A 7,493-nucleotide genomic window follows, 5' to 3' on the forward strand; every position below is an offset into this window, starting at 1 on the left:
CTACGGCAGCGAACTGCGCCTGCGGCTGCCTACCGCCGTAACGGGTGAGTTCATGCCCGGCACGATGATGGGGATCGACGGTCCGCGCTGGTTCCTGCGGATCGTGCTCACCGGCAACGGCGCGCTCGATCCCCAGGCCGCGCCGCTGCTGACGCAATCGCTGCATCAGCTCGTCGTGGTCCGTGGTGACCAGGCGATGCCCCTACGTGATCCGCTGCCGCTGAAGCTGCCGAAAGAGGTCACCGATCCGCACGGGTCGCACGACCCCGCGGACCAGCCCGATGTGGACCCGCACGATGTGGACCCACACGATGTCAGGCCCGGCGTCGCCAAGACTGCGACGCACATGCCGGCTCCGGGCGTACGGATCGCAGAAATCGGCTAGCTGGCTAGCTAGCTGGGCTGGTCAGGGCGCGACGGTGGTGATACGTCCCAGCGGGTCGACGCGTCTCACGCTGTGCGTACCTGAGTCTGCGATGTACACGCTGCCGTCGGCACCTGTTGCCACTCCTTGGGGGCGGCCGAGGGTGGCGTGTGATGCGAGGTCGTTGTCGCCGGACGATCCCGGCCGTCCGGACCCCGCGGCGGTCGCAATGGCACCGTCCGCTGTGACCGCCCAGATACGGCGGTTGTCGGGATCTGCGATATAAAGAGTTCCGGTTGAGGCGGCCGCGATGCTGTGCGGCGGGCCGATGGCGGCCATCAGCGCAGGTGTGCCGTCGCTCACCGGGCCGCCGTAGACGACACCGGCGATCGTGACGATTTGGCCATCCTGAGTGACCCGGCGGACCCGCTTGTTGCCGGTGTCGGCTATGTACGCTTCGCCCCGATTGTTGAGGGCCACCGCGTACGGCCGGTTCAGACGTGCCAGCGTCGCGGGTCCGCCGTCGCCGGAGAACCCCGGTGTGCCGATGCCCGCCAGGACCAGGACAGCGCCGTCTGGGGTTAGCCGCAGTATCTGGTGGCTGTCCGTGCAGGCCACGTAGAGCGCACCGGTGGCGTCGAGCGTCACCCCATGGGGGCGTTTGAGGCTCAGATGAGCCGCCGCGGTGCCGGCCGGCGGGATGGCGGGGCCGGATTCCCCGCCGCCGCCGGCGACAACCTCGATCATCCCCTGCGGATCGATGCGACGGATGCGGTTGTTGAAGCTGTCGGCGATGTAGAGGCACCCGTCGCGGCCGGCCGCAATGCCGTGCGGGCTGTCCAACTCGGCGTCGAGCGCCGGACCGCCGTTGCCGGCGAAGCCCGCTTTGCCGGTACCGGCGACCGCGCTGATCCCTCCGTCGGGGTCGATGCGACTGATCCGGTTCAGGAACGGGCTGGAGACGTAGATCGTGCCATCGTCCTCGACGGCAAGCCCGAAGGGGTAATCGATCCGTGCGTCGTCCATATCCGACCGGTTGCGTGGTTTGTCGCTGGGTGTTCGTGACCGGAGGTGATCGGCCCACCGTGCGGCGGCACGACGCATCAACGGACGTGGCGTGTTACGGCGGGACGGCGTCCGGCCTGGAGCCGCCGGGGCGGCATTCCCATCGGGTGCCGAAACATCCGATGCCGAATCGGCGATGCGCAGCGGCGGGCCGGACGGATCGCTCGGCGCAGCAGCCCCGGCCAGGGGCGCTGACGGTGAGTCCGTGGCGCGACGACCGGTGTCGATATCGGTCCGGCTGCGGGCGGCGTCGCGAACCTCGTCCTCGAGCCGCAGCGGCAGTGGGCACCTGGCAAGCCAGTCCGGTCCCAGGATGCCCGCGGCCGCGGCGGCGAGGTCCAGGGCGAACGTCGCGGCCGAGGGATGGCGTTGCGTCGGGTCCTTGCGCAGCGACCGGGTGAGCAGGTCTGCGAGCACGGGTGGCGCATGGTGCAGTGGTGGCGGGTTCACCTCGACGTGGTGACGCAGCAGCTCCAGCAGCGGCATGTCCAGCGGGAAGGGCGGCCGCCCGGTCAACAGCTCGTAGAGGACGATTCCGAGGGAGTACACGTCGGACGAAGCGCTGAGCCGGCGACCGGTGATCTGCTCGGGGGACATGTACGCGGGGGTGCCCACCTGCGCAGTGGCGATGGCGCTGGAGCTGTCGTCGATCTTTGCGATGCCGAAGTCGGTGACCTTGAGAAGTCCGTCCGCCGTGAAGAGCATGTTGTCCGGCTTGATGTCCCGATGCAGGATATGACTGGCGTGGGCGCAATCCAGCGCACCCGCCGCGGCCAGGCCGATCGCGCAGACCGTGTCGATGGTCAGGCCGGCCGACGCCCGGGTGCGCACACTTCCACCGGGAAGCAGTTCCATCACGAGGAGACACAGGTCCTCGGTCTCGACGTAGTCGTAGATCCGCACCAGATGTGGATGGTCCAGGCAGGCCAGTACCCGGGCTTCGGACAGGAATCGGCCGTGCTCGTCGATCCGGCCTCCCCGGGAGGCTACTATCTTGATCGCGACAGGTCGATCGAGGCGGCGATGCCGGCCGGCCAGCACGATGCCGGACCCACCGTGACCGAGGACCTCCGCGATGTGATAGCCGGGCAGAATTGCCTCGACCCGGTCCCGTTCAATGAGCACGTGTGACGTCCGGTGCGGCCCGGGCGGGATCGTCCGTCCGGATGATTTTGATCATGATTGGCATGGCGGTTTGTACGGCAGGTCGCCCACATACTGCGCCCACTCGCTACGGGTGAGTGGATCGCCGACCCGGTCGCAGACCCGCTGGATGACCGTGTCGGGGTCGAGGTCCCAGGTGAAGCCGACGACCTGGAAGGGTGCGCCGTAGAGGGTGGCGCCGTTCGGGCTGAACGCCACCTCGGAGAAGGCGTTGTAGTAACCCCGAAGGTCGGCGAGGAGCGCGGGCCGAGCGGTGTCGTGGATGTCCCAGAGCCGGACGGTGGAATCCGCCGCGCCAGAGGCGAGCGTGCGGTTGTCGGGGCTGAACGCGACGGTGTTCACGCCGCCGCCGTGTCCGGTGAGGGTCGAGCGCAGGCGTGGCGAGTCGGGAGTCGAGACATCCCACAGGGTGATGGTCCGGTCGCTGCCCCCGGTGGCCAACGTTCGTCCGTCCGAGGAGAAGGCGACACCGTACACACCGGAGCCGAACTGCGTCAGGCGTCCGATCTCGACCGGTCGGGTGCGGTCACGGACGTCCCAGAGGCGCACGGTGCGGTCCTTGCCCGCGGAGGCGACGGTGGTCCCGTCCGGACTGAACACGGCCGCGGACGCGCCGGAGGGGTGAGCCGCCGACATGGCGGCCAGCGCCTGGGGCTGCCGTGGGTCGGTCACATTCCAGAGCTGGATGCCTCCGCTGTCACCCGCGACCACCATCGTCTGGCCGTCCGGGCTGAAGGACAGATCGTTGACCGCGTCGATGTCCGTGGTCACCGTGGCCAGCGACACCGGATTCCGTGGGTCTGCGACATCCCAGAGTTTGATCGTCTTGTCGACGCTGCCGGTCGCGAGTACGCGGCCGTCGGGTCGGAACTTCACCGCTCCGGTGGCGCCGGTGTGACCGGTGAGCACGGAGATACTGACAGGATTGTACTGATTGCTGACGTCCCACAGTCGGACGGTGTTGTCGTAGTCACCGGTCGCGATAACGTGACCCTTCGGCGACGCGTCCACACTCCACAGGAACCGGTGATGACCGAAGAGGACTGGGCCGGGGGTGTCCCACAGCTTCACCGAGCCGTCGTCCGCGCCGGTGGCCAGGGACCGGCCGTCCGGGCTGAATGCCACCGCCCAGGCGGCCGTGCCGTGCGCGAAGGACGACACGATGTCGGAGTAGTCGTGGGCGTTGTGCAGCTCGACCACGGCACCCGTTGCGATGGCCACCATGCGGCTGTCCGGGCTGAACGCGACGGAGACGATGGGCACCACGGAGTCGATCACCTGAACCTGGCTGGGGCTCTTGGGATCCGTGATGCTGAACACCCGCGCCTCAGAGTCATTACCTCCAGTGACAATTGACGTACCGTCGCCGCTGAACGCCACCGCGCGGATCCGGGTGTCGGGATCGACGACGTTGCCGCCGGTGTCACCGGTCAGGTTGCTGACGTACCCGGGGCTGTTCGGGTCGGTGACATCCCACAGCTTGGCGGCGCCGTCCTCGCTTCCGGTCGCGAGCAGCTTTCCGTCGGGGCTGAAGGCGACCGCCCGGATGGCGCCGTGGTGGCCGGTCACGGTCCCCGCGAGAGCCACCGCCGACGGATTGCCGACATCCCACAACCGGACGGTGTCGCCGTACCCACCGGTGGCCAACAGTCGGTTGTCCGGGCTGTAGGCGAGTCCGAACACCGAGCCGGCGGCTGTGGGCAGGGTGGTCCGCACGGCGGGACGGGCCGGGTCGGTGATGTCCCACAGTTTGACGGTACGGTCGTCGCTGCCGGTCGCAACGGTTCGCCCGTCGGGGCTGAACGCCACGGATTTGGCAGCGAGCTGGTGGCCGCGCAACGTGCCGACGGCATCGGGTCGGCGGGGGTTGGTCGCGTCCCAGAGCTTTACCGTCCAGTCGTCACTCGCGGTGGCCACCAGCCGGCCGTCCCGGCTGTAGGCGACGGCCCCGACGGCCCGGGTGTGTCCCGCCAGGTGCCGGGTGGCGAATCCGTAGCCACTGCTGAACGAGGAGAGGACGGCACTGCGTGCTTCCGGTGTCCGGGCCAGTCGGTAGGCAACCACGCCGAGCTGGGCCGCGACGCCCGGGTCGGACGGGCGCAGCGTGTCCGCCTGCGTTGCGATGCGCTGGGAAAGCGCCCGGTCACGGGCTGCGGTGGCCGAGGAACGTTGCTGGAGCGCGAACACCGTCGCACCGGTCGCGAGCAGCACCAGCACCGTCAGGACGGCGACAAGTTGCTTGAGCCGTCGGGTTCGGCGCTGGGTATGTGCGGTTTCGGCCTGCTCGCGGGCGATGCCGGCAGTGACGAAGTCCTGGGCCGGCGGGCTGAGCCCTCCCCGGCGATCGCTGGCCGCAGCCCACTCGCGGGCGCCGGCCAGCCGGGTGCCGGAGAACAGGTAGGACGGGTCCCGGCCGCTGGTGTCCCAGGTTTCGGTGGCGTCGGCGATCTGCTGTCGGGTGAGCGCCCCGGCCCGGTCGATGTCGATCCACTCCCGCAGCCGTGGCCACGACCGCAGCAGGGCCTCGTGGGTGATCTGGACGCCGCCGGCGTCGACAGTCACCAACCGGGCGGCAATCAGCGCGTCCAGGACAGCTGTGGCGGCTGCCGGCTCGCCGGCCTCGGCGAGGAGCACGTCGCGCCGGACCCGCAGGCGGGTGTCGTCCGTGCGGTCACCGATGCGCACCATCCGCAGCATCAGCCTGCGGGCCGCATCCTGGCCGGCCGCGTCAAAGCGGGCATAGGTGTGCTCGGCAGTCGTGGCGATCGCTCCGTGTAGTCCGCCGCTGCGCCGGTAGCCCGCGACAGTGAGAACCTCACCGTCGCGCTCCTGCCAGGTGGCCAGCAGCGCGTGTGCGAGCAGCGGCAACGAACCGGGGTCGGTCACGACCCGCTCATCGCCGGCCCCGAGATCGTGGATGATCAACTCGACGAGGCCGGGCTCGACGGCCAGGCCGACCGCCTCCGCCGGGCACACGATGGCGTCCCGTACCTCGGCCGCACTCATCGGACCCACCACGACCGGGCCGCGCTGCAACGCTTCGATGAGTTCGGGGAAGGCGGCACAGCGGCCGTAGAAGTCGGCACGCAACCCCAGCACGACCACGGCTGGCGGGCTGGTGTTCTCGGTTCCTCGGGCTGCGGCGGCCAGCGCGCCAACGAATGCCGTGCGCTCGGCGTCGTCGGCGCAGAGCGTGAACGTCTCCTCGAACTGGTCGATGACGAGTAGGACGCGGTCGTCGGCGGTCGCCTCCAGCCCAGCGTGCCGGCCGCTTACCTCTGACAGTGATGTGATGAACCGGTTGTGTTCGGTAACGAGGGATTCGAGGGTGCTGCCGATCGGTACGGGAAGGTTGCCAATCGTGACCAGTTGCTCGGCCAGTTCGCGCACTGGATGGTCGGTCGGGACCAGCACAATCTGTTGCCACCGCCGCGAGCCGGACAGGGCGCCGTTGGTGAGCGCCGGCAGCATCCCGGCCCGCAGCAGGGATGACTTACCTGATCCGGACGGCCCCACGATCATCAGCGGACCGGCTTCGGTGAGCCGCGCGTCCAGCCGGGTCAGCAGGTCGGCGGTGGCCCGCTCCCGGCCGAAGAACCACTGCATCGAACTGCGGTCGAAGGATGCGAGCCCGGGGTAGGGGCAGGCGACCTCCGACGCCACGTCCGAGTGCCCGTCGACTTCCTGGACGCCCGGCTGGCCCGGCTCATGGGCAATCCTGCCGGCCTCGGCGAGCGGGGTGGGAAGAGCGGTCAGCACACGTGTGTCAGGAGCTTCCACGTCGGCGATCGGCGGGGTGTGTGCCGGATTGTGGGCCAGTACCGTCGTGTCCGCCCAGCGCCCGGCCCGTCGCAGCGGACGGGGACAGCCGCGCGCCACCAGGTTGCGGGCACCCTGGTGGTAGAGACGGTCGACGGTCAGTTCCGGAGGTCCGTCGGGGTCGCCGTTGAGGAGCAGCCGCAACAGTTCCTGCGACAGCGGGGTCCCCTCGGCCTCGGCCCGGTCATAGTCCGGCCTTACGGTCGGAGCATCGTCGCCAGATCCCGTCCAAACAGCCGACAACGTGAGATCGATCTCGCTGACCTGCTCTTCGATGACGCCTCGCTGCGCTTTGGTGAGCACGGGGGCTGCCGGGCAGACGGCATCGTCGGTCTGGCTGCTCCCGTAGCGGGTGGTGATCAGACAGCCGTCGATCATCAGGCCGCGTTCGGTGGCCCGGCCCGCCTGTAGCCGGGTGAGCGCCGAGGTCAGCGGCAGCGCGGTGAGACCCAGCCGGTCGGGTCGCAGGTCTGTCGCCGCGGTGGCAAGGTGGAGATCCCCCGCCTGCTCCTGCACGAGATGTCCCAGATAGTAGACGAGCAGTAGGTCGGTAGCGGTCTCCGCGGCGTCGCTGATGGCCAGACCAAGCTCGGTGGCGGTGACCGGTTCGGTCAGCATCCGCAGGCTGTCCGTGTTCAGTCCGCACCGCTCCACCAGGACACGGCCCAGCTCGGCAGCCGCCGGGCCAGCGGCCGGGAACGAGGGGCTCGGGCCGGACGTGGGTTCCCCCGTGTCGACGATCAGGACGATGGACCCCGGACGACTCAATCCGAGTTCCGCAATACGCGGACGTGCCGGATCGGACAATGCAGATCCCTCCGAGGCCGCGTGCCCGGGTCGTTGCGATCAGCGGGTCAGCGCAGGTGCGCGATTCCGTCGAGCTACCACGGATCGATGATCGAAATTGGTCGCCTTCGGCCTACCCGCCAAGGCCTGCCGTAATCGGAGGCTGGCGGTCGAGCTGGATCCCGGCGCTTTGTATGCCTGCCGGCGACACAGTGAGTCTCCAGCGGGTGCGGTGCGGTGCGGTGCGGTGCGGTGCGGTGCGGTGCGGTGCGGTGCGGGGCGGGTGCGGTGGGTT

3 protein-coding genes are annotated in these 7,493 nt (G+C 69.4%); 1 reads left to right on the forward strand and 2 read right to left on the reverse strand.

What is annotated here, in order from left to right:
• Window positions 1-385: DUF3710 domain-containing protein (locus tag U9980_RS08920; protein WP_322767492.1), on the forward strand; the 385-nt coding region annotated here is incomplete at its 5' end.
• Window positions 386-406: 21 nt separating this feature from the next.
• Here the strand turns inward: U9980_RS08920 and U9980_RS08925 are convergent.
• Entirely contained in the window at window positions 407-2,554 is a 2,148-nt protein-coding gene (locus tag U9980_RS08925; protein WP_322767493.1) for a serine/threonine-protein kinase, read from the reverse strand.
• A gap of 51 nt (window positions 2,555-2,605) precedes the next feature.
• Window positions 2,606-7,180: an AAA family ATPase gene (locus U9980_RS08930; protein WP_322767494.1), complete on the reverse strand. Its 4,575-nt coding sequence runs from the start codon at window positions 7,178-7,180 to the stop codon at window positions 2,606-2,608.
• Window positions 7,181-7,493: the final 313 nt, after the last annotated feature.

Source organism: Protofrankia sp. Cr1 (assembly GCF_963555865.1).
GTDB lineage: Bacteria > Actinomycetota > Actinomycetes > Frankiales > Frankiaceae > Protofrankia.